17 protein-coding genes and 1 riboswitch are annotated in these 22,378 nt (G+C 35.6%); of the genes, 6 read left to right on the forward strand and 11 right to left on the reverse strand.

Annotation, left to right across the window (positions count from 1 at the left end):
- Positions 1–33: 33 nt before the first annotated feature.
- The 3 genes from P6936_RS02685 to P6936_RS02695 all read right to left on the reverse strand — a co-directional run bounded on the left by P6936_RS02685 (position 34) and on the right by P6936_RS02695 (position 2,707).
- Positions 34–843 carry a metal ABC transporter permease gene (locus tag P6936_RS02685; protein WP_060929350.1) on the reverse strand — a complete coding sequence of 270 codons (810 nt, stop codon included), beginning with the start codon at positions 841–843 and terminating at the stop codon, positions 34–36.
- Complete coding sequence (locus P6936_RS02690; protein WP_276863683.1) at positions 836–1,501, reverse strand: metal ABC transporter ATP-binding protein; 666 nt, start codon at positions 1,499–1,501, stop codon at positions 836–838. The genes P6936_RS02685 and P6936_RS02690 overlap by 8 nt, the downstream gene beginning before the upstream one ends.
- A gap of 144 nt (positions 1,502–1,645) precedes the next feature.
- Positions 1,646–2,707, reverse strand: coding sequence for a metal ABC transporter solute-binding protein, Zn/Mn family (locus P6936_RS02695; protein ID WP_276880761.1), 1,062 nt, complete (start codon positions 2,705–2,707; stop codon positions 1,646–1,648).
- Positions 2,708–2,807: 100 nt separating this feature from the next.
- Here P6936_RS02695 and P6936_RS02700 point away from each other — a divergent pair, with 100 nt between their 5' ends.
- Together P6936_RS02700 and P6936_RS02705 are read left to right on the forward strand one after the other, a co-directional pair.
- The gene (locus P6936_RS02700) at positions 2,808–3,227 is read left to right on the forward strand and encodes a Fur family transcriptional regulator (protein WP_276880762.1); all 420 of its coding nucleotides are present in this window, start codon (positions 2,808–2,810) and stop codon (positions 3,225–3,227) included.
- Between the two features lie 632 nt (positions 3,228–3,859).
- On the forward strand, positions 3,860–4,126 hold the full coding sequence (locus tag P6936_RS02705) for a hypothetical protein (RefSeq protein ID WP_276880763.1): 267 nt from the start codon (positions 3,860–3,862) through the stop codon (positions 4,124–4,126).
- A 26-nt stretch (positions 4,127–4,152) separates the two neighbouring features.
- Here P6936_RS02705 and P6936_RS02710 read toward each other — a convergent pair whose 3' ends face one another.
- Entirely contained in the window at positions 4,153–4,521 is a 369-nt protein-coding gene (locus tag P6936_RS02710; protein ID WP_276880764.1) for an HNH endonuclease, read from the reverse strand.
- A gap of 192 nt (positions 4,522–4,713) precedes the next feature.
- Here P6936_RS02710 and P6936_RS02715 point away from each other — a divergent pair, with 192 nt between their 5' ends.
- Positions 4,714–4,971, forward strand: coding sequence for an AbrB/MazE/SpoVT family DNA-binding domain-containing protein (locus P6936_RS02715; RefSeq protein WP_004837231.1), 258 nt, complete (start codon positions 4,714–4,716; stop codon positions 4,969–4,971).
- Positions 4,971–5,237 carry a type II toxin-antitoxin system YafQ family toxin gene (locus P6936_RS02720; protein ID WP_276880765.1) on the forward strand — a complete coding sequence of 89 codons (267 nt, stop codon included), beginning with the start codon at positions 4,971–4,973 and terminating at the stop codon, positions 5,235–5,237. The genes P6936_RS02715 and P6936_RS02720 overlap by 1 nt, the downstream gene beginning before the upstream one ends.
- A gap of 233 nt (positions 5,238–5,470) precedes the next feature.
- Here the strand turns inward: P6936_RS02720 and P6936_RS02725 are convergent, their stop codons facing one another.
- The 3 genes from P6936_RS02725 to nadE are packed head-to-tail and all read right to left on the reverse strand — an operon-like array spanning position 5,471 to position 8,437.
- Positions 5,471–5,809: a hypothetical protein gene (locus P6936_RS02725; RefSeq protein ID WP_276880766.1), complete on the reverse strand. Its 339-nt coding sequence runs from the start codon at positions 5,807–5,809 to the stop codon at positions 5,471–5,473.
- Between the two features lie 29 nt (positions 5,810–5,838).
- Positions 5,839–6,642 carry a metallophosphoesterase gene (locus tag P6936_RS02730; protein ID WP_276880767.1) on the reverse strand — a complete coding sequence of 268 codons (804 nt, stop codon included), beginning with the start codon at positions 6,640–6,642 and terminating at the stop codon, positions 5,839–5,841.
- A complete protein-coding gene (nadE, locus tag P6936_RS02735; protein ID WP_276880768.1) occupies positions 6,635–8,437 on the reverse strand; it encodes an NAD(+) synthase in 1,803 nt (600 codons plus the stop codon). Before nadE ends, P6936_RS02730 begins: the two co-directional genes overlap by 8 nt.
- Before the next feature lie 85 nt (positions 8,438–8,522).
- Here nadE and P6936_RS02740 point away from each other — a divergent pair, with 85 nt between their 5' ends.
- Positions 8,523–9,041, forward strand: a complete 519-nt coding sequence (locus P6936_RS02740) for a nucleoside 2-deoxyribosyltransferase (RefSeq protein WP_004837227.1) — start codon at positions 8,523–8,525, stop codon at positions 9,039–9,041.
- 18 nt (positions 9,042–9,059) lie between these two features.
- Here the strand turns inward: P6936_RS02740 and P6936_RS02745 are convergent, their stop codons facing one another.
- The 3 genes from P6936_RS02745 to P6936_RS02755 form a co-directional block, all read right to left on the reverse strand.
- Positions 9,060–10,331: an amidohydrolase family protein gene (locus P6936_RS02745; protein ID WP_276880769.1), complete on the reverse strand. Its 1,272-nt coding sequence runs from the start codon at positions 10,329–10,331 to the stop codon at positions 9,060–9,062.
- A gap of 8 nt (positions 10,332–10,339) precedes the next feature.
- Positions 10,340–11,755 (reverse strand): NCS2 family permease, encoded by a 1,416-nt coding sequence (locus P6936_RS02750; protein ID WP_276861638.1) that lies wholly within the window; start codon positions 11,753–11,755, stop codon positions 10,340–10,342.
- A 61-nt stretch (positions 11,756–11,816) separates the two neighbouring features.
- Positions 11,817–11,914: riboswitch (purine riboswitch) on the reverse strand.
- A 208-nt stretch (positions 11,915–12,122) separates the two neighbouring features.
- Positions 12,123–13,808 (reverse strand): acyl-CoA dehydrogenase family protein, encoded by a 1,686-nt coding sequence (locus P6936_RS02755; protein WP_276880771.1) that lies wholly within the window; start codon positions 13,806–13,808, stop codon positions 12,123–12,125.
- Between the two features lie 256 nt (positions 13,809–14,064).
- Between P6936_RS02755 and P6936_RS02760 the strand changes: the two genes are divergently transcribed.
- The gene (locus P6936_RS02760; protein ID WP_276880772.1) at positions 14,065–15,279 is read left to right on the forward strand and encodes an FprA family A-type flavoprotein; all 1,215 of its coding nucleotides are present in this window, start codon (positions 14,065–14,067) and stop codon (positions 15,277–15,279) included.
- A gap of 180 nt (positions 15,280–15,459) precedes the next feature.
- On the opposite strand, the gene P6936_RS02765 is transcribed toward P6936_RS02760, so the two are convergent.
- Positions 15,460–22,026 carry a S8 family serine peptidase gene (locus tag P6936_RS02765; RefSeq protein ID WP_276880773.1) on the reverse strand — a complete coding sequence of 2,189 codons (6,567 nt, stop codon included), beginning with the start codon at positions 22,024–22,026 and terminating at the stop codon, positions 15,460–15,462.
- Between the last annotated feature and the right edge of the window lie 352 nt (positions 22,027–22,378).

Consider the following 22,378-nt stretch of genomic DNA (forward strand, 5'->3'; position numbering starts at 1 on the left):
TCTGAAATAGATTCATACTTATGTCTCTTTTATTCATTTCTTAACAAGGATTTTCTTTTTTATCAAGCTAAATAAGGATATTACTAATAAAAATCCTATCGCTATTAGGACTATGGCTCCTCCTGGTTTTATTCCCTGATAGAAACTTATGCTTATGCCGCTTAGCATAAATATCAAAGAAAGAATTATCGCTATAAGGTAGGAAGCCTTGTAGGATTTGGCTATAAGGAGGGCACTTGCTACTGGTATTACCATAAGGGAACTTATCATCAAGGCACCGACAGTTTTTGCAGATATTGCAACTGTTATTGCAGTAATTAGGGTGAAGAAAGAATCTACTAGGTCAGTCTTTACTCCTGATAGCCTACTCATCATCGGATTTATAGAATTGTACAAGAGTGCATTATAAAAATAAAGAGAAAGGACTAGGACTAGAACAAATATTATTCCAATTAGTCTGAGGTCTTCCTTGCTAACTGTGGTAATTGAACCAAACATAAAGGATTCAAAGCTCTTACCTCCTGGGGTAAAGTCGGATAGGACGGCAGCGAGACCTATACCTGCACTCATTACTATAGCTGTTGCCATATCGCCATATTGCTTAAATCTCCTCCTAATGACCTCGATTGCAAAACTTGCTAGAACGCAAATAAGAAGTGAGGACCAAAGAGGATTTATACCAAAAATTAGTCCAAGGGCAACGCCCGATAGGGATGAATGGCTTAGGGCATCGCCAATCATGGAAGTCTTTCTATTAATCATTACAACGCCTATCATAGGGATAATTATTGCAAGCATTCCTCCTGCAAGTAGGGCCCTTCTCATAAAATCATATTCAAGCATCAATTAGCCTTCCTTCCTTTAAAACAACGGTTCTGTTAACCAAGTCCCTTATTAGATCCATCTCGTGACTTATGATTAGGATTGTAATTGCCTGGTCTTTATTAAGATGGGCCAAAAGCTTTAGGAAAGCTTCTTTGTGTTTAGCATCTATGCCAACAGTAGGCTCATCTAGGATAAGCATCTCGGGTGTGGAAACAAGAGCCCTTGCAATCATGACCCTTTGTTGCTGACCGCCAGAAAGCTTGTTGAAAGGCTTATTTATCAAATCTTCGATAGAAAGAGAGGAGAAGGCATTTTTAACCTTTTGATCTACTTTCTTTGTCGCCATATTGAAAATATTAAAGTCCTTGTATAGGCCAAGTCTTACATATTCCTTGCAAGTAACAGGAAAGGCAATCTGAGATGAGTCACTAACTTGAGGAAGATAGCCTATCTTTTCATACTCATGAAAATCTTCGATAGGCTTGCCTAGAATTTTAATCTGTCCAGAATCCTTTTTTTCTGCCTTCAAAATAAGCTTAATCAAAGTAGACTTACCCGAACCATTCTCCCCACTAATCGCAATAAAATCACCCTTTTCTATTTGGAGATTGATATCATTAAGTATTAAATTTTCTTCATACCCGAATTTAAGGTTTTTAATCTCTAGCAATTTCATATACTACATTATACCCCTTGACCCATATATTCTTAAAAAATCTTAGCTTTGTCTAAGATAAAAAATTAAAAGAAAGAGCAAAGATATAATAATTCTTTGCCCTTAAAGTTACTTAATTCTTAGGATTTATAGGTCTAATTGTATTTATGATAAGGACTTATAGATTGCTTCTAGGTTTTCCTTAATCATTTCTTGGTAAGTTTTGTTTGAATTTAATTCATCATCAGTTGCAAACTCGAGGGTGTTAATTGGCTTAGCCTCTGCTCCAATTTCATCTGCTAGAGTCTTAGCTTCCTTATCTGAACCACCCATCTCGTAAAATACAGTCTTTAACTTAGCAGCCTTTGCTAGATCTGCAACTTCCTTTAATACCTTAGCATCTGCTTCACCTGTTGATGTTAGACTATTTAGTGGAATTTGTTCAAGATTAAACTCCCTTGCAAGATAACCAAAAGCTTGGTGAGGAACTATGAATTTCTTATTTTCAACCTTAGCAAATTTTTCCTTATATTCTTTAACCATATCGTCAAGCTCTTTGGCAATCTTTTCATAATTTGCCATATAATAATCCTTGTTTGCAGGATCAATTTCTGATAATTTATCAGCAATTATCTTTGCTTGAAGCTTACCATTAGCTGGATCTAGCCAAGTATGTGGGTCATATTCGCCATGATGATGGTCGTGGTCATGGTCATCATCCTTAGCTTCTTCCTTATGCTCATCCTTCGCTTCATCCTTATCATGGTCATGATCATGATCGTCGTGATCATCTTCACTAGCCTTGATAAGGTCAATATCCTTACTTGTATTTACTAGGTCAATATCGACTGCATCCTTTACAGCACCTTCCCATTCTTCCATGCCGGCACCATTAATAAACATTAACTTAGTAGAAGAAAGTTCTGCGATTTCTTTTGCAGATGGCTCAAAATCATGGCTTTCTGTCTTTAAATTCACAAAAGATTTAACTTCAAACTTATCTCCTGCTATTTGTTTAGCTAGATTATATATTGGGAAAAATGATGTATAAATAACTCTTTCTTCCTTAGCATCTTCAGCCTTTTTCTCATCCTTCTTTTCTTCATTGACGCTAGTTTCTTGTTTAGCCTCTTGTTTATCTGGGCTCTTTTCTTTATCGGAATTGTTGCCGCAAGCTCCTAAAACAAAACTTAGAGCCAATACTGCTACTATATTTTTTACCTTCATATTATCTCCTTTTCTTTTTGCAAGCTATTTGCAAATATGATTATATTATTATTTTCCAATCTGTCAAATAATTGTATAATATATAAGGAGGGATAAGATTTTGAATATAGAAGATTTACTAAAGAAAAAAAATTTGAGAATAACTAAGCAAAGAAAGCTTATACTAGAAACCCTATTAGGATGCAACAATCCTATATCAGCAGACGAAATTTATGAACTTATCAAAGAAGACATCAGGGTTGATTTGTCCACTATTTATAGGAACCTTAACACTCTTGAAGAAAATGAAATCCTTCTAAGAAACACAAATATAGATGGCATAAGCTACTACCAACTAAACAACGAAAAGCACAAGCACTTTATGACTTGCACCATATGCAACAAAAAAATAATCCTAGAAAACTGCCCTGTCCATCCACTAGAAGAGCAAATACAAAAAGAAACAGGCTTCCTAATAACAGGCCACAACTTCGAATTTACAGGAATTTGCCCTGACTGTCAGAAGATAGTACATAAATGATGAATATAAGCTATTTAAAAACTAAAATAAACATAGCCCCATCAATAGAAATCATCCTAATGATGGGGCTATGTTTTCAATTTATATTTAAAGCGTCTTATTTATATACTTATTCTAATTTTAAGCTTTAATCAAATCTCATTAACCCAATTATCAATAGCTTTAACAAAATTTCCTTTACTTATATCATTATTATAAATCTGTATGTTCTGTATTTAACGATAACATCAGCTCCTACTTTCTTTCTTTGCTAATGTATTGACTTTAACTAGTTCTATGTTATAATCAATTCGACAGAACCTCTCCACGCTTAATGTAGATTTTCTACATGCGGACCACGGAGAGGGCTTTTTTTATTCTCTCTTTCGTCGCTTTTTGAAAAATCAAAGATTTGAAACAAAGCGACATCTGACCTACCAACAAAATCATAGATATTGAGTTAGGGCATTAATAGGGCCTTTGAACCCGTTTTCTGTGCGTGAGAGAAAGGCACCCTTGCTAGGGAAATCAGTCGTAGAGATTAAGACTCCCCCTCCCTTCTAAAAAAATATAAAATTTTTATTGACGTCTTTATAAAAATATATTATTATATACTTATCAGTTGCTTATCAGATACTTATGAGGAGGTCATTATGAATCAAACAAGAGTGGTCGTTTTAAATGAGGCACAAATTGGTGAAACTGATAGTTGGAATCTTTGTTTCCAATATGTCCGATATGAGTATGGAGATGGAAACGAAGAAAACGGATACCGATTTATTTGGAAGCGTCCAGATGGTACTCTTCAAGCTGCACGAGGACAAGCTAGGATTCCATCTATTGCTGATATTAATTATCTTATTGGAAAAGCCATCAAAGATGGATGGGGCAATCACAACTGCGGTACTCTTAGCTATTAGTTCCATTAAACGAGAGATAGAAGATTCTATCTCTCGTTTTTATTATTTAATCTATCTCCACTCCTTGCGTGAATCTTTGAGTGACATGATTTACAAAGACTCATAAGATTACCTTCGTCATTAGTTCCACCACGAGAAAGAGGAAGTATGTGATGAACTTCCTCTACCTTTTTCATTCTATTTTCTTTTAAACACATCTCACAAAGTGGATGCTCTGCTACATATCTTTTTCTAATAATTCTCCACGCTTTTCCATAACGCTTATGAGTGTTAGGATCTCGTTTATATTTTTCATAGTTTATGTTGTATTCTTTCTCATGTTTCTTACAGAATCGTCCAGCAACTAATTCTGGACAAGCTGGATTAGAACATGGTCTCTTAGGTTTGCTTGGCATTTAAACACCTCTAAATATTAAAAGCCTCGAAGATTTAATCTCCAAGGCTCGTTTTATTATTCTTTTGCTATTTTAACTATACTACAACTACTTACTCTCATTCTATCAACTTTACTCTCCACTTGACTTGTTCATTAGAAGAAAATATAATTTAGTTAGAAAGTATGAATTTCTAACTAAGGAGGTTTTCTTATGTTGGTTGAACTAAAAGCTAAATCACAAGTTACTATCCCAAAAGACATAGTAAAATCTATGGAATTAAATCAAGGCGATCAATTTGAAGTCATAGAAGATAAGGGAAAAATTGTACTTGTTCCAGTTGCAATCTATCCAGAACACGTCATAAAAAATTTAAAAGCTGAAGTAAAAGAAATTAAAGAATCTATAAAAAATGGAGAAAGGCCAATCTTTGATTCCATTGACTCTCTATTTGAGGAGTTAGATAAGTAATGTCCTATAAAATTACTTATTCGAAAGCCTTTAAAAAACATTATAAAAAACTATCTGATACTGAAAAGATACAAATGAAAAAGAAACTTAAATTTTTCGTAGAAAATCCTACCCATCCATCTTTAAGAACCAAGAAGATACAAGGTACAGATGGAATATGGGAATCTTCTGTGAATATGGATATTCGCATTATTTGGTTCTATGAAAATAATAAGTTGATATTCCTTTTAGATATTGGACACCATGATATCCTAGACAAGTTTTAAAATTGCTACTATAACAATAGTACGAATTGAAGACGAAAGTTTTGCGGGTGATGCATTTATGCGTCACCCGATTTTTTATACTTCTTTATTTTTCAAAGCCTTACTATGAAGTCTAAAGATATGCTTAATTGAGTAATTCATCTCAACCGCTATCTTCTCCCAAGATTCAAAACAAAGATATCTTTTTTCTAAAACTACTTGAAGTTCTTTATCTTCTATCTTTTTTATTGTTCTTACGATTTCTTTTTCAAATCTAACAACTTATCTATATCCCTATTGATTTCTCCTTGAAGGTCTATGATCTTTACGATAGTATCTTCAAGTTTTGATGATCCTCTATTAGGACTCTTTGGTATATCGGATAAGGTGGATGTAGCTTTAGTCGCTGGAACGTTGAGGGATTCAACTTGTTCAAGCTTACTATTAATTGTTTTGTCTACATTTCTGTAACATAGAACTATTTTTATAAATTTAGCTTTAAACTTTGCTATATGAAGGCAAATTCGCAAATAAAAATCAGCTCTGTCATAGAACTGATATTTTGGCAGGTCTGGAGGGAATCGAACCCCCATCTTTGGCTTCGGACACCCTTGTTTTGCCACTAAACTACAGACCCATTTTTTATGCTTATGTTGGAATAGCCCACAGGATCTAGAAATCTCAGTGGTAGGAAGGTGTTTCCTAGTCCGCTATCGACATATATTATACCTTTTTTGTAAGGGAATACTCCCATATCGTAATCTGGCAAGATTCCCTCTGCTGGGCTTAGGAGGGCACCGATTATTGGTAATCTTACTTGACCGCCATGGGTATGACCTGAGAAGATAAAGTCGAAGTCATCTATTTGATCATCTCTTATTGATTTTGATAGGTGGCTTAGGATGATGTTGATATTATCATCTTTTGGTTTATATTTTTCATAAAATCTAGCATAGTGGCCTGTGCCATAGAGATTTATTATATTGTCTCCTACAGAAAATTTTACCCCATCATTAAATAGATAGACTATGCCAAGTTTTTCCATCTGACTTACAAAGTAATCGAGATTGGGGCCTTTTTCTTCGTGGTTACCTGATATGAAAAAAGTAGGAATTTCAAGTTTTCTTAGATTTTTAAGAAAAAATAGGCTTCTTTCTATTTTTCTTTCTGTTCCATAATCGATGATATCGCCAGTTAGGATTATAAAGTGGGGATTGAATTGTCTGATTTTTCTTAGCATGTCATCTAGATTGGCTATGACATTGGAGTGGAGGTCGGATATTTGGGTAATCCTTATTTCTCCTTTGACCTTGGGATTTCTAAGATCAATTCTTTTTTCCTTGGCGTAGAAGCATTGCCTGTCGATATAAAAGCCTAGACCTAGGGCAAGGAGTCCTAGGCCTGTGGCGATTTTTTTCTTATTCATTTATATCTTCCAAGTACAAAGTAGAAGCCATATCGGAGGCAATTTTATAGCCTAGTCTAGGTGATGTTGAAAGTCCTGTGATGTTTGGCCCATCTACTGCAGTTGCTCTCTTGAATTGGGAGGCTGCAAATCTCTTGAAGTAGGAGGTTAACCATTTTTTTATGACTTCTTCTTTATAGTCATCCCCAAAGGCGGATTTTGCCAAGGCTAGGATTTCTCTTGGACTTTTTTTGTCTTTGAGGTGATGGTAGATAAAGAAATCTATTAGCTCGTAAGGGCCTATGATGTCTTCAGTTTTTTGGCTTATTTTATCATCAGTTTCATTTTTTAGTTCTGGAGAGATTGGAGTTTCTACTATATCTTTTAGAACTTTAGCTAGTTTGTCATTGTCTGTGTTTTCGGCAAGGTAAGTTACTATGAAACGCAAGTGGGTCTTAGTTAGACTTGAGTTTAGGGAGTAGTTACTTATATGATCTCCATTGAAGGTTGCAAAGCCCTGCATACATTCTGATAAATCGCCAGTTCCTATTACTATTCCCCCGTACATATTGGCTAGGTCAAGGAGGACTTGGGTTCTTTCCCTTGCTTGGGCATTTTCGTAAGCCACATCTTGACTTTTAAGGTCATGGCCAATATTTGCTAGGTGGATTTTTACTGCTTCGGATATGTTTATCTCTTTTAGGTCAATTCCCAAGGCTTGGCATAAATAAAAGGCATTTAACTTAGTCCTCTTACTTGTAGCAAAGGCAGGCATGGTGTAGGCGTGGATTTTTTCTTTTGGAAGGCCAGCCTTCTTGTAGGCTTCGTTTATGAAAAGTAGGGTCATGGTAGAATCAAGCCCACCTGATACTCCCAAGAATACATCCTCGACTCCGATTTTTTTCATCCTACTTAGGAGGGCAGAGCTTCCTATTTCCATTATATCTCCTACAAATTCTTTTTTATTTGCTTCTTTTGGAAGATAAGGAAACTTAGCTACTTTATTTTTCTCGTCAGTAAATTTCTTAAAGGCTGTAGGGCTATTTTCATCAATTTCAAAATTTTTGATAAGGATTACTGAGTCATTTACACGACTTTCGATTATTTCTCCATCATAAGCTATTACATTTAAGCCCTGATAGACTGAATCTGTGCTAGATTCTCCCCTGCCAGCTCCTGATGATACATAGACAAGCCCCTTGGATAAGTAGCTTATATCGCTAAGGCTTTGTCTGTTTGATTGGACTGTTTTCTCATAGGCGTTAGGATTTAAGATTAAATCGACCCCCATTTCCTTAAAGACCAAGGAAGTTGCTATGGCATCTCTTTCATCTTCTCCTATAACTACTCCAATCCTGATACCTGAAATTTCTGCTGGATAAATCATATTTACAGGAACTTCACTAGATCCTAGGCTAAAATAGTTTGGAGTTTCGCTACAAAAGATGTTTTTTTCGTAGGCTTTGAGATTTTCTTTGACAAAGCTTGTTATAAGCTCACCCTTCTTAATAAAAAGCATGGTATTGTAGAGCTTGCCATTTTCTCTTAGGGGAGCACCTAGACTTATGAGAAGATCATAGTCCTTGGAGAAAGCTTTTAGGTCAATGATCGCTTCTTTGACCCTTTCTATTAATACATCTTCCTTATATAAATCATAAAGGGAAGCTCCTGTTAGGCACAATTCTGGAAGGGATAGGATGTTTACCCCGTATTTGTCAGCTTTTTTTATTATATCTTTGATAGAAGCAAGGTTTTCGCTTACATTACCTAGGCTTATATCGAAATTTGTTGATAGAATTTTTATATTTTTTTTCATAAGCACCTCTCTTATTCTTATTATATTTTATAAAATAGTTTTAGTAAATTTTTTTATTTGTTATAATAGATGGGAGGTGAAAATTATGAAAATATATTTAGGATGTGACTTATTTATAGAAGGACAAAGATATCAAGCCAAAAAGGTGCAAGATGCCCTAGAAAAAGAATTTGGCGATAAAATCGACCTATATAATCCAGCCGATAATCTAAGTATAAATGATAAGGCGGCAGGTTTCGCTAATGGTTATGATATTCTTTGGGCTGACTACAAGAGGCTCAAGGAAGCTGACCTTTTGATTGGCCTTATGGATACAGAAGATTTGGGCCTTGCTGGAGAGATGGGCATAGCCTTTGAAAGAGGCATCCCAATTTTTCAATTATATACAGATATAAGACTTAATGGTAATGATAGAGAAGATAAGATTTGCGAAATAAAAAAAGACGTCTTCCAAAACGACTTTTTGTATATAAACAAGCTAATAACTGGTCTTTCCTATATGGATAAGGACGGTAATGTTTTCGATAAGCCAAGAATCTACAAGACTTCTGATGACTTGATAGAAGGCCTAATCGAATTTATTAGAGAAAATATCAAGGGCTAGCCTAGGCTAGCCCTCTTTTTAGAATAATTTTTTTCCTCTTACAATTTTTCCAATAACATCCCTATCTTCTGATAGGTAGATTATTCTTTCTAGCCTTTGAATTAGGCTAAAATAGTCTTCTTCTAGAAATCTTCGATCATCAATTACTATTGCATCAAATTCGTAATCCTTATCAAAGGAGCCGACCTTGCCGAAAAATTCTCCCCCTCCTAGTGTCCCCATATAGAAGGCTTCTTCTAGGCTAAGGGCCTTAATTGAATCATCAAGAAGTCTGTATCTTAATTTTGAAACCTTGATTGCATCTGCCATGGCCTTAAAGATTGAAGCGTGGCTTCCTCCAGCTACATCAGAGCCAAGGCCTATTTTTTGACCTTCCCTTAGGTATTTTCCTGCTGGAGCTATACCTGATGTGAGGTTGGTATTTGAGTCTGGACAATGGGCTATGAAAACTCCGTTGTCTTTTATAAGTTTTTGTTCATCTTCCTTAGAATAAACGCAGTGGGCCATGACAGTCTTGTTGGTCTTTCCAAACAAGTCGAACATATCATAGGCATCCCCGTAAAATTTGGACTCTGGGATAAGTTCCTTTACCCATTCTATTTCACCTAAATTTTCTGATAGGTGGGATTGGATAGGAAGCTTGTAGTCGTCCTTGATTTTTTTTAGCTTTCTAAGAAGCTCATCTGTGCATGATGGGATAAATCTTGGAGTTAAGATTGGATAAGTGTTTTCGTACCTGTTTTTTATGGCATGTAGCCAATCAAGGGTAGCCTTAGCTGAAAAATCTGCATCGGCTTCTTCAAGGTCAGCCCCTCCATTCCTATCCATATTAACCTTGCCTACGAAAGTAACAAGGCCAGATTTTTCCAAAAGATCCATTAGAATTATGGTCGATTCGACATGAAGGCTTGCAAAGATAACTGATCTAGTATTTGGTCCCTTCCTTATATAATCAACAAATCTCTCGTAGGATTTTCTCGCATAGTTTGTATCCTTAAACTTAGCCTCACTTACAAAGGTGTAAGTATTTAGCCAGTCTAGTAACTCTAAGTCCATACCACAGCCCCTAAAATTGTACTGAGGGGCGTGGATGTGAAGGTCGACTAGACCAGGCATGATGATTTTTCCTGAATAATCAATAAGCTCATAGTCTTTGTATTCGTCAGGTAAGTTTTCATAAACTCCCTTACTTAGGCCTTCTTGGCAAACTAGATATGAATTTTCAAAAAAGTTAATCTCATCCTTATTTTTACTATATAAAATATTTCCCTTTAAAACAAAATTTGTCATTTATTCTCCTATCCTAAGGTTATAAAGGCATATCTAAAGACAAAAGTTAGAGCTATAATTAAGGTTAGTGGTTTTATTTCCTTGCTTTGACCTGTGCATGCCTTTACTATACAGAAAGTTATCAGACCTAGGGCTATACCATTTGCTATGGAATAGGTAAAAGGCATAAAGACGATTGTACAAAAAGCTGGAAGGGCATTTGTCAAATCATCAAAGTCTATATCCTTAACACCTGATAACATTAATACGCCAACAAAAATTAGAGCTGGAGCTGTCGCTTGGGCTGGGATTATAGCAATTAGTGGAACGAAGATTATAGATAACAAGAATAGGGCCGCTGTTGTAAGCGAGGTAAGTCCTGTCCTTCCACCCTCTGCTATGCCTGCTGATGATTCTACAACTGTTGTTACGGTTGATGTTCCAACCAAGGCACCAGCTGCAGTTGAAATCGCATCACTCATAAGTGCTTGCTTTAAATTAATGACTTCTCCATCTTTATCAACTAAACCTGATTGTTTGGCGGCTGCAAGAAGGGTACCAAGGGAGTCAAACATATTTACAAGAGAAAAGCTTAGAACAAGCATAGTTACTGTAAAAATATTTGTCCACATATCAGAGCCCTTAAAGAGACCTGCAAAGTCTAAATTAAAGAAGGATATTTCGTAAAAATCGTTAAGCTTTGAAGCTATATCAAGACTAAAATTGGAAATGTGGGTTATGCCCATAGGGATTCCTATGAGAGTAGTTAATATTATTGAAATTAAAATCGCTCCCTTTACCTTCTTATGACTTAGGACTGTAATCAGACATAATCCGATTAGAGATAAAACAGCCCCAAAAATCAACTCTTTTTCCTGACCTGTCCATTTGGCAAAATCGACTAGAGCGACAAGGGTTGCTTCGTTTTTAACGACAAGACCTGCGTTTTTTAGGCCGATTATGGTAATAAACAAGCCTATACCTGGAGTCATGGCGAGTTTTATAGCATCAGGAATGGCACGGATAATAGCCTCCCTAATACCGAGGGCAGTTATTACTATGAAAAGTAGACCAGAAATGAAAACTATAACGAGAGCTTGAGGATATGTATATCCCATTCCAAGCATAGTAGTGTAGGCGAAAAATGCACTTAGTCCCATACCTGGAGCTTGGGCGAAAGGTAGTTTTGCATAAAGAGCTACGAGAATTGTACCGATAAAGGCACCGAGACATGTTCCAATAAAGACCCCATTAGATACTTTTTCAGCCATACTTGCATCACCCATTATATTAAAAGGGGTTGCGAGAACTTGAGGGTTAATTATCAAAACATAAGCGATAGTGATAAAAGTTGTGATTCCAGCGATTATTTCTGTTTTTACGTTAGTATTGTTTTTATCAAGATGAAAAAACCTACTTAGAAAACCATTTGTTTTTGAGTCCATAAGGATCCTCCTTCATAATTTTTCTAAATTGTAATTAAGTACATAGAATCGATTTCTTATTATCGATTCAACTAAAAGCCATAGCCACTTATTTACGGTAAGTCGTAGAAACTCTCATCCAGATTATGAGATTATATAACTTTAGTAAAAACATATCATTGCCGGCAAAATTTATGATAATGTTTTCTCCATTATAAACTCAAGTATTTTCTTTGTCAATAATAGCGAAGAGTTTTCTTATAATAATCGTTTGCATATATTGCCTTACTAGCAATATCTATTTACTAACTCTAATCTATAAAAGCCAATCCCTGAATTTTTTACAAGTTAAAAGAGGCCTAAGCCTCTTTTCTTATGGATTTTCTATCTATGCATTTTTAATTTCTTCTATTAGGGCAGGTACTACTTTGTGGAAGTCGCCTACTATTCCAAAGTCACAGTTGTTAAAGATGTTTGCGCTTTCGTCATTATTTATAGCTACTATTGTTCCAGCATCTGTTATTCCTCTTAGGTGTTGCATAGCTCCAGATATACCAACAGCGATGTAGAGTTTACCCTTAAATTTCTTGCCAGATAGGCCGATAAATCTATCGCTAGAAACATATCCTCTAACTTGGGCAGCTGGTCTTGATGATACTAGAACTGAGCCAGTTTCCTTTGCCAATTCTTTAATCATCTCTAGGTTTTGCTCTTCGCCAATTCCCATACCTGCTCCTACAGCTGATTGGGCATTGTCTATATCGCCTTCTAGGTCGATGTCTTTTTTATCAAAACTAAATCCTTGAGCCTTTAGGGCCTCCACTAATTTCTTAGCAGCTTCCTTTTCATCGCCCTTAAAAATTTGAAGTTTTCTTTCTCCAACTTGAGATTTGTTCTTCTTTACAGTTTCTTTCTTAACTTCCTTTTTTTCTTCTCTAGGTAGGATATAGGATGAGATCACCAATCTCATAATCTCATTTGTTCCTTCATAGATTTGAGTAATCTTTGAGTCTCTGTAGTATCTTTCAACATCTACTCCCTTGATGAAGCCTGAGCCACCGTAAAGTTGGAGGGCCTTGCTGGTAAGTTTTTCTGCCATATCTGATGCAAAAAGCTTAGCCATAGCAGCATCCTTACCATAAGGTTCATGTCTATCTTTCTTCCTTGCTGCATCATAGATTAACAATCTTGCAGCCTTTAATTCAGTTGCCATATCTGCTAGGATAAAGGCATTGTGTTGCATTCTTGCAATAGCTTGTCCGAATTGCTCACGATTTAGGCCGTAATCTTTGGCAGATTCATAAGCGCCTTGGGCTATACCTAGGGCTTGGGAAGCTATGCCAATCCTACCACCATCAAGAATCATCATAGCATATTTGAAGCCCTTGCCTTCTTCACCAAGAAGATTTTCTTTTGGAACTTTAACATTATTAAAGTGAAGCTCAGCTGTAACTGATGATCTGATACCTAGCTTGTCATAAGGCTCGGAGAAGGTAAAACCTTCGAAGTCCTTATCTACTATGAACATGGATATACCATGATTGCCCTTGCCAGGTGTAGTAACTGCTGTTACTAGATAAGTTTGAGCTTCTGGGGCGTTGGTTATAAAGATTTTCTTACCATTTAGGATGTAGTGATCTCCCTTTAGAACTGCTGTAGTTTGAGTTCCTGCAGAGTCTGAACCAGCATTTTCTTCTGTTAGACCAAAACCACCTATTGACTTACCTGTAAGAAGGGGTCTTAGATATTTTTCTTTTTGTTCTTCATTCGCAAATTCGTTAATTCCCCAAGTACCCAGTGAGGTGTGGGCTGAACAAATTACACCTACTCCACCATCTACTCTTGATAATTCTTCAACAGCTATGGCGTAATGCTCATTTGTTAGACCTGCTCCACCATATTTTTCTGGAAATGGAATTCCCATTAGGCCCATCTCGCCCATAAGTCTCACTATTTCTTTTGGAAATTCCTTGCTTTGGTCTAAGTGAAATGCTATGGGTCTAATTTTTTCCTCAGCAAAGTCCCTAACAACTTTTCTAAATTCTTCTAAATCTCTTGGTAAATTATATGACATTATTTCTCCTTAATTTAAAATTTACAAATTATATCAGCCGAATTGTATATGTTTGGCAAGTTTTTGTAATTGTTTTCACCTTATTTATACCCAAATAAATTATTTCTAACATAATTATTTGTCAAAATACAAAATTTAATTTTTTTTAGATTATTACTGATAATAATAATCATTAATATATAATTTAATTTTCCTAAATAGCTGGTATAGTTAATAATGTAACAAAACAGATAAAAGGAGTTTCAAAGGAGATAAGATGCACAATATAGTAGAAATATTAGATAATATCTATTGGGTTGGAGTTAACGATAGAAGGATTGACAGATTCGAAAATATGTTCGAATTGACAAATGGGGTTTCCTACAACTCTTACCTTATTAAGGACGAAAAGAACGTTTTGTTTGATTCAGTAGATGCAGCCTTTACTAGAAGATATATAGATAATGTCAAGGCAGCTCTTAACGGAGAAGACTTAGATTATTTAATTGTTGAGCACATGGAGCCAGACCACTGTAGAAATATTGATTTTTGTTTGAGAGAATGGCCAAATGCTAAATTTGTCGGCAATGCCAAGACCTTCAAGTTCTATGAACAATTCTATAATGATGAATTTAAGGATAGATATGTGGAAGTAAAAGATGGGGATGAGTTAAATATCGGTAAGAGAAATCTCAAATTTGTTTTCACTCCAATGGTTCACTGGCCAGAAGTTATGATGACTTACGAAACAACTGAAGGTCTTCTCTTCTCAGCAGATGCTTTTGGTGCCTTTAATGTAATAGAAGGTCATGTAGATGCTAAGAATGTTATCCACAAGGGTGATTGGCTAGATCAAGCTAGAAGATATTATATAAACATCGTTGGTAAGTTTGGCAAGATGGTACAAAATGCCTTCAAGAAAATCGACGGCCTTGCTATTAATGCCATCCTTCCTCTCCATGGTCCTGTTTATAAGGACGAAGAATCTATAAACTTCATAATGGATAAGTATAACAAGTGGTCAACCTTTACAGCAGAAGAAGAAGGTGTGGTTATAGTTTACGCATCAATGTATGGAGATACCGAAGAAGCAGCCGACATTCTTGCAACAAAGCTAGCTGAGCTAGGGGTTGAAAATATCAAGATTTATGATGTCGCTGCTTGGGATGTTTCTTATCCAATTAGTGACTGCCACAGATTCTCTCACTCAGTATTTGCACCAATCAACTACAACTCTGGTCTTTACTACAAGATGGATGCCTTCCTAAGGGAACTTGTTGGAACAGGCTTTAGCAATAAAACTGTTTCTTTCCTAAACAACTGGTCTTGGGGCGGAAGAAGTCTCGAGATTTCTAAGGAAATCCTATCTCAAGCTAAGCTTGATTATGTAGGTGAAGATGTTAAAATTAATTCTGGTGTGAAGATGGAACAAGTAGAAGAAATCGAAGCCCTTGCTAAGGCTATCAAGGCTGATATGGATAGCAAAAGATAGAGCTAAAAGTCCTCAAATTTATCGAGGGCTTTTAATTTGAAAATCTTTCTGCGAATTATTTTATTAAGATTCTAGAACTGATTTTCTCATAGAAAACTTGATAGCAAAAAAATACCAGAGCAAGCTTCACGCTAACTCTGGCATAAGATCTAATATTTGCTTAGCTTATATTAGGTCTTTTTATTTTCTTTTTTTAGTCTTGAATAAGGCAAGGCTTGCTGCAAATAGTCCCATAACTACTGATGATAGGCTCTCTACTCCTGTTTTAACATTTGTATTTGTTGGAGCTTTCTCATTGTTAGCTTGTGATTTGTCATCACTTCTTTGGGTCTTATTTTCCCTTGCTTCTTCTTTTTGGGCTTTTGATGGAGCTTCTTCTTTCTCCTTATCTTCCCTTGGACTTTGAACTAAGTTATCGTCTTTTGAAGGATCTCCTTTAAGCTTTTTAGTCTCTGAGCTTGTCTCTACTACTAATCCTTGATTGTCTTTTGGATTTTCACTCTTATGAGATATATTTGTTTCTGGAATTTGTGGATTTTCTGAAGGTACTTCAGTATCACTTGGGCAAGTTATATTCCAAATCTTTGAATAATCCTCATCTTTTTTCTTTGTTTCATCAAAAGTTTGTTTATTTTCTTCTTTAACTTCTTTTGGAAGCTCGTAGAAGTATGGTTCAACACTTAAATCAGCCATAGCAAATAGGAAGGAACCTTGTGCTTTAATTTCTTCTTTTCCGTCTTTGTCTTTGACTTTCCAACCCTTGAAGCCTTTACCTTCTGGAAGTTCTCCCTTGTATTCTGGTAATTGGAAATCCTCTCCCTTTACAAGTTCATTTTCCTTATTATCTATTGTAATCTTGACTTTTTCTGGAGCTATAGGAGTCAATGATTCAGCTTTTTTGTCAAAGCTAAATTCCTTTACCCTAGTATTGTTTGCAAAGTCTTTTACTACAAACTTGATTGTTAGCTTATCATCTTTTATATCTTTGATATCTTCTAAGGACTTGTATGCTCTACCATTTACAAAGATTTGTTTGTCTTGGATTTCTCCAGCTTTATCGCCATCTCTCTTATCTGTAACATTGAATTTGATAAATTTATCTTTTTCATATTCAATAGCTATGTTACCATCATCTTTTTGTTCAATTTCTGGTTTTACAGTATCATAGAGGAATTGATAGTGAACTCCAACAGCCTTGGCATTAAGATTACTATAACCAGTTTGTAGATAGACATTGCCATCCATATCTTTGACCTTGTCTGGGAAGCCATTAGCCTTGTAGTCCTTCATTCCCCAGTCCATGATGTCCCCATCTTTTACATTAAGCTTAATGTTAAAGTCTCTTGTATTATCTATGTGTAGATCACCATAGATTAGGTAGTTGTCTACGACTGACTCATTAACTCTCATTTCCCAGTTGAAACCACCCTTATCTCCTATTTTTCCTCTTAAATAGAATTCTGGTTTTCTTACATAGATTTTATTGTCCCTTGTTGGATTGAAATAGTTTCTATCCATAGTCAAATCTACTGGTTTTGCATCTATAAATAGCATAGCTCCGTCTTCCTTGATGGCTTCTACGTTGGATTTATCATCTCCAATATATTCCTTGCCATCTTTGCCAAGAAGAACTAGTTTAGAAGGATCATCTACAAGCTTTCCATCCTTATCTATAGCCTCTCCCTTATCATTAGTTTTGAATGTAAAGACTTGATATCTAACTATATTAAAGCCGTCCAAGGCTGACATGAGGACTGATTGAGCGCTTCTTCCATCTTTAACATTTCTACTATCGCAGTAGATTGTTTTTTGTGATAGGGCCTTGATGTTAGGGGCAGTCTTTTGAATTTTTTCTATATCTTCCTTGCTATAAAGACCATTGCTATCAATCATGTCAGTTTTTCCTGGATTAAATGTAGTAACTCTTAGGGCATATCCCTTTCTTACAATCATATTATCATTTAATACATAGTGACCCGATTTCTTATCGAAGAACATCTTGTTTGTATCCATCGCACTTGGATCTTTTGGTTCTACTTTTGTTAGTTCGCCTTCACCTAGTTCTATAATATTTCCGTAGCTTGAAGCATATGGCGAAGCTTCCTCGGCTTCATCCTTCTTTTCTGGCATTCTTATTATAGTTTTAGCTTTTGTTTGATCCTTATCTTTTACTATAATATTCATATCTCCAGTAAAGGATAGACCATCTACTACATCATTGGTGTTTTTAAACAAGTCAAAGGTTAGAGTTTTGGTTTGTGGGTCGTATTTACTTGCTTTAATTTCTATTAATTTAAAGTCATTACCATAGTAAGCCTTAGCATCTTTGGATACATTGCTTACTTTTCCAAGAATTTCAAAATGACCATCCTTTGATGGGCTTAATACTCCACCAAGCCTTGATTTAACATCATCAAGTTTCTCAGTTTCATATTCTAGAGGACTTCCATCTTCATAGGCTTTTATTTTTCCATTTTCATCATATTGATATTCAAGCTCTACTTTTATTTTTCCGCCATTTACATAGTCGACTACTTCTTTATATTTCTTTTTAACTAGTTTCTTTAGGTCTTTATCTTCAAAGCCTCTAACAGTAGAGATTTCTTTGTCTAAATCTAGCTTTGAAGGTCCCTCTATAGGATTTTCCTCAACAGTATCTTTCTTTTCTTCTGCCTTATTTAAAGCCTTTGGACTCTTGGCATTTTTGAGTTTTTCTTCAGAAATTTCACCTAGTTTTTTGTAAGAAGAAAAATCTTTATCAGGATCTACTAAGTAATAAGAAATCATTCCATTTTCATTAGGCTTAGTATCAAATTTAATCCTATGGATTTTGGTGAAGTTGCTTGCACCATCTAGGGCGATTACTTCTATGATTTTTCCTCTTAAATCTCCAGCTCCTTTAATTTCGTAGATAGTATTTCCTTTTTCATCAAGCTTTCTGTGTCTTCCTTCGCCTTCTCCGGCATATTTAACATCAAGGTTTCTTTCAACATCACCATTCTCGTCAACTATAGCTGCACCTGCATACCATACTTCGTTGGCTACTTCTTCAAATTTATCTGGATGGTCTTTTTGATCTCTTACAAACAAGGTTTCGTTTTTGTACTTATCTTTTACCTTGTGGTAGGTATCTTTTGCTATTAATTTGATTTTGTCTGGGTTGGAGAAATCAACATCGACAATTGTTGGAGCTGTATTGTCAATTTTTACTGGTATATAAGAAACTTGCCATGGATAATCCTTGGTTAATCTATATTTGAACTTGTAGAAGTATTGTCCCTCAGCTATTGGTTCAAATTGACCCCTAAGTTTTGTTTCCAAGTCTTGGTTATTATTATCATTAGCGCCTTCTTCTCTACCTCTAGGATTGTAAATAAGACCATCCCATCTCAAATCTCCCAAAACTTTTAGCTTGGATGACTTAATACCCTTAGCGTCATTTCTCTTTGAGTTTAGGATTCCTCTGATGAAGTGCTCTCTTGTTACGACCTTGAGGTCTTTTTGACCTTCGCCCTCTTTGTCAGTATTTACTATTGAGATTTGGCCTTCTTCTGCACTTCTTAGAACAAGTGGAGATGGGGTTAATGCTCTTTCTATTTGAACTTCTTGGGTTTGTCCCTTAGAGTCGAGCGGATAAACTCTTGCCACTTTTGATTCACTTTGTGATGGATCAAATAAGCCTTGGTTGTTATTTAGTGCAAATAGTTCAGGGTCTTGGTCGAGTGATTTAGTATCTCCATCTTTTCTGTTTTGGATAACGGCAGCTGGATTGAATTTATCAATGTCGTGTTCTCCACCTATACCCTTGTTCAAGGTTCCAGGTATTTTTGGTTTGCCATCATCATCATAACCTTCCATGGTTTTTGATTTAGAGCCTTCTTCCCAAGCCCACTTGTCAAGGATTGGCTCCTTGTTCCAATTTCCAGCAAAGCCCATAAGTGGCATTGATAGAGATGGTTGGAATACTGTCTTGTTTTTATCGCCACACATTGCCTCGAGTTCTTCTTTGGATTCAAGTCTTATGAAGGATTCTACAAATTGGTCCTTATCTTTGGCATCTCCTACATTTAATACTGCTTTCAAATCATATGAAGAGTTTGGAGCAATTGTAAATACATCATGGTCAAATGTAATATTTGCACCCTTAATCTTTTCTGGATGAATTTCTGGAACAATTTGTTTACCGTCTGCTGATTTTTCATCCTTGTAAGTTTCATCAAGTTTTAGCCTATCGGTTAGGGAATCTGTTGTGATTGCAGATGATGAAGCCTTAAAGGTTAGAGGCCTATCTGATGTATTAATCAACTTGATTGTGAAATATCTCTTTTCACCCTTGATTTCTCTAAGTGAGATAGAACCATATGAGTTTACTAGACCTTCGGAATCAACATTTTTAAAGCTTGCTATAACGTCACTTCTTAGTGCATTGGCAACGTTAATTAGACCTGCACCTTGTTGTCTTGGTGAAGCATAATATAGTGATTTTTCCTTCCAAGCTGTTGGATCCATCATTGGTCTTGCTGTGTTTTGTAGGGCAATCTTTGTAAGAGTGGTTAAGTCGATTTTATCGTCACCTTCTAGGTTTTTTAAGACAGGTTTTTCGAGCATCTCTTTTAGTTTTGGTCTAATCAATACTGTTGATGCTGCAACTACTGGTGTTGCCATACTTGTTCCTGACATATAACCATAGGTTGATTTGCCATCAATTACATTTAGAGTTGATTTGATGTTTTTTCCTGGTGCAGATACATCTGGTTTTAGGAGGAGGTCAACCCTTGGGCCCCAAGATGTAGAAGCTGCTGGCACGATTACTTCTTCCTTGTAAAGTTCCTTGTCTGTATCAGGAGCAAAGTTAAAGTCAAGCTCTTTCTCATCGCCAAGTTTTGGACGGTTTTTGTTGAAGCTTTCCATATCAATTGGATAGTATTGGTCAAGCTTATCTTTGAAGTCTTCTTTCTTGTTTCTCTTAACTTCTGTTTTATTGGCTGGATCAATCATATTCCAAATTTTAAGTCCATCATCACCAGATACTGAAAATACTTGGCAAGTTGTTCCTTCATCTTCTTCGTAGCCCATGGCTGGAAGCTCTGTCCAGTTATCTCTGTTGTAGTAGTTAACTGTATTTACAACCATGATTGCACGAGCACCCTTATCGGCAGCTCTTTTGAAGGCATATTTTAAATCTTTGGTATAGATTCTATCCATAACGGCAATTTTGCCTTTAAGATTAAGACCAACTAGATCTTCATCTTGACCCTTTCCTATATAAACAAATTTTACTTTGTCAGATAGCTTGCTTCCGTCTTCATTTGTAATAATCTTATCCTTATCGAAGAAGGTACCGATATTTCTATACTTGAAGCTTTCGCCACCAATATTTACCTTATCAAACTCTACTATTTGATTTTTGGCTGATGCAACAGCTATGGCATCTTCATGGGCAGCAGTCCTTGTTACATTTCCTGTATCGGTCATCCTTAGTTGGTTATTAACAGCCAAGTCCCATGAGGAGCTTGAAGCTGATGTTGCGTAGTTACCAGTAGCAACTACCATAGGGATACCTGCTTTTCTTAAAGCCCTAACTGCTTGCCAATATTTTTCACCTATAAGACCTGTTCCTGTAAATCCAGAAGATACGGATACTACATCAACCTTATGCTTGATTGCATCTTCGATAGCATGAAACATTGTTTCATCACCAGCAAAACCATCGCCTGAATCTGAGTACATCTTGTAAGAAAAGATTTGAGCATTTGGTGCTATTCCGTCTATACCATTGTACTTAGCTATATCTTCATCAGTATCATTTCCGGCAAGGATTCCTGCTATATGCATACCATGTGGATCATGGTAGTCAGAACCATCGTCATATTTTTCGACAGTGATTTTGCCACCATTGTAATAGTTAAAGGCATGAGGAATCTTATCACTCAACCAAAAGTCCTTGTCAGTTCCCTGCATGTCCTCTTTTTTAAATCTCATATAAGGCTTAGCATCATCATCAATTCTCATAGCCTTGTGTCTATAATCAGTTCCTGTATCGATATTTGCAATTACCATGCCCCTACCATCAAACTTCATTACCATGTCTTTGTTGATGGCTTTTAGGTAGTCGATAGCTTCGTTGACACCGATTTCTTCCCTTGCATGATTCATCATTGGTTCAACTTTTTGGGATCTTTCTACAGATGAGATTCCTTCGATATGTTTAATCAAATCAAGATTATCTTGTTTTGTTTCAATTGCACAACCATTAAAAATTGTGTTATAGGCATACAAAACTTTTGTAGAAGAAAGTTTTGATATTTCCTTCATTGCCCTTTCCCCAGCCTCTTTATCTTTAAATTCGGCTATGTATATGAGCCTTCCCTCATCTTTCTTTTCTACAGCTTTATCATCTTTCTTTTCTTCAATAGATGAATCCTTAGTAAGGTCAGCTTTATGTGTATCTTCTGTTGCTTTCCCTTCTTTTTCAACAGACTTATCTTCTTTGAGGGAAGTTTCTATATTAGGAGCTTTGTCTTTGTTTGCATCTTCTTTATTTTGTTCACTTTCTTTATCAGAAGCTCCTTCTTCTTTTGCTTCTTCTTTTTTTTCTGTAGCTACTTCATTTTCTTCAAAAAGACCTTGGCTATTTGCCTCTAGCGGTTTATCTTCTTCGCTACTGGCAAAGGAAGGCTCGTTAAATAAGAATGAAATAGACAAGGCGGCAATTAATGTCGCCTTAATAATTCTTTTATTATTCATTTATTCCCCATATCCTCTACTAATTATTTTTTTAACATGTTAAATATTAATTCATATGAATGTACAAAATATAAAAATGTGATAGCAATTTTCAGTATCACGAAAACCATTATAAAACTTTTATATAGGATTGTCAATATAATTATCAAATATTTTAACACTTTTTGGGGATTTGAACCATCCGATAAGCTTAGCTTATATAGCCGTTTATTTTGTAGTTTGTAAATAATTAACAATCAACATACAGATTTCTTTATATTTTATAACAAATTTTCTATGTATTTACATAAAATATTTATGATAGAAATGACTTTGATTTAAAAAAACATTTAATATTCAATATATATATATT

It is taken from the genome of Anaerococcus tetradius (assembly GCF_947087635.1).
Lineage (GTDB): Bacteria > Bacillota > Clostridia > Tissierellales > Peptoniphilaceae > Anaerococcus > Anaerococcus tetradius.